The organism is Roseibium sp. RKSG952 (genome assembly GCF_009711355.1).
This window is the reverse complement of the sequence record NZ_SMMF01000551.1, coordinates 1-1,759: the sequence shown is the minus strand read 5'-3', so window position 1 is coordinate 1,759 and position 1,759 is coordinate 1. Positions and strand designations below refer to the sequence as shown.

The 1,759-nt window shown below is 49.2% G+C and carries 1 protein-coding gene; it reads right to left on the bottom strand.

From position 1 onward, the window contains the following. Positions 1-224: 224 nt before the first annotated feature. Positions 225-1,631, bottom strand: coding sequence for a hypothetical protein (locus E1297_RS02175; protein WP_155133334.1), 1,407 nt, complete (start codon positions 1,629-1,631; stop codon positions 225-227). Positions 1,632-1,759 lie beyond the last annotated feature (128 nt).

Genomic DNA, 1,759 nt, shown 5'->3' with positions numbered 1-1,759 from the left:
AAGATCGGGGTGATGCCGCCTTCGGAAGTCAAAAGCCGATCTTTTCTCGACCCCGCTGATAATGGGCGTAATCGAGGACTACAACGCCGGCGACAGATTGTAGTCCTTAATGTCTTCCCCGCCCTGAAGGACGGGGGCAGCGCACAGTTCACGTGAGGCGAATGTATTCCGGCGAGATGGAGCCGTCCAGAAAAGGACACCTCTGTCACCAGACTGCTTCTATGTCATCGGTCAAAACCAACGCCGAACGAAGAATCCTCAATGGAGGAACTGCTGAAACTTTTGTTAAAATCAGGCGAGAGCGCCCTCACAGTGATCTCGGTATAGGGCAAACTAGACAGCGGAATGTCAATAATGCCAGCATCAGCAGTGCGGTTGTCGACGCGTCCGGAGGCGCCCAGATTGCTGATATCCAGGCTGCCGCCTCCGGCAAATGTACCAGATGAAATCGCTTCGCGCACAGCGGCTTCGAAGCCATGGAGATCGCCATGTACTGCGCCGTCCCAAATAGGGAGAAGTCCCATTTTATTCATTTGGAGTCCTCTGTGGGCGAAATTCATGCATTGGTCCAACAAAAGCCGCAGAGTTTTGTTCTGGTCCGATACTTCTGAGTTAACCTCATCAATGTTCACATCAAGGATATTGGTCGGGCACTGTCTGGCTGCCCGCCTCAATTCCTGCAGCAAATCAGATGTTTCAATTAATTCAACAACGATCTTATCGACATCCTTTTTGAGTTTAAAAAGAACGTCCCCCAACACGATACATCGCCGGGCGGCCGCGAGATCACTTCCGACAAGCGCTTCGACCTTTAGAATGGCTTCGTGATTGATGGGCACCATAGCGGCTTTCGACCCGAATTCGAGCACGGGGGTCTGGTCCTTGCGTTCCTTCAGCCTTTCCATTGCTTTGAGACGCATATGGTGTGCCACGAGGTCCTCATGCAGACAACGTGAGGCCTTATGCAAACCGCGTCTTACATTTTGTAACCGCTCCTTCGCCGCAGGACTGACTGAATTCTCTGCTTCAAATGCGGAAAGCGCCTTCACTGCGGCTCGCTTTTGAACTCCGAAAATGAAAAATTTATTTTTCATCGACTGCCAGAACGCATCACCCTCTTCCGATAGAAGATCCGGAAATCCAGCGCCCTCAAGATCCTCAGATAATTGCCGAATGGGGACAAGGAGCAAGTCGTCTAAGTGAATACTCTCCTCAAGTTCATTCTTTTGATTCTCGACCTCTTTGATCTGCGGTGTAAAATCCGCTTCGTCGGCTATGTTCGAATCAGTCTCTTGGGTCGTGATTTCGAAATTTTCGGTATCTTGATTGCGCTTCAAAAACCTCGCTTCAAGGTCAAGCCCTAAAACCTGATCAACCTCGCGCAAGACTTTCGCGTTGACGCTATGTGAATTTAGAAATTTCATAATTGGCTGAATCGTATCCGTCCAGCCAGAAGATCTCAACTTTTGGCCTTCCGCCTCGAGAAAGTCAGAAATATAAGCTGACCTCTTCAACAGCTTTTCTTGAGACTCTAAGAGTCCGGTTGTCATGCCATCAAAAATATTCTCGCGGCGGCCTATCACGAACATAGTCACTCTTTCTCTGTCTTGTGCATCACCCTTAGCAATCACGAGTATGCTCTTTAAACTAAGCGTCTCACAACACCCTAAGCAGAGATTTTTTCCTGCCCTACGAATGGTTTAAATTTTCGTATCTGTCCACTAAATGCGAAGTTAACGTCTTCCCCGCCCTGAAGGAC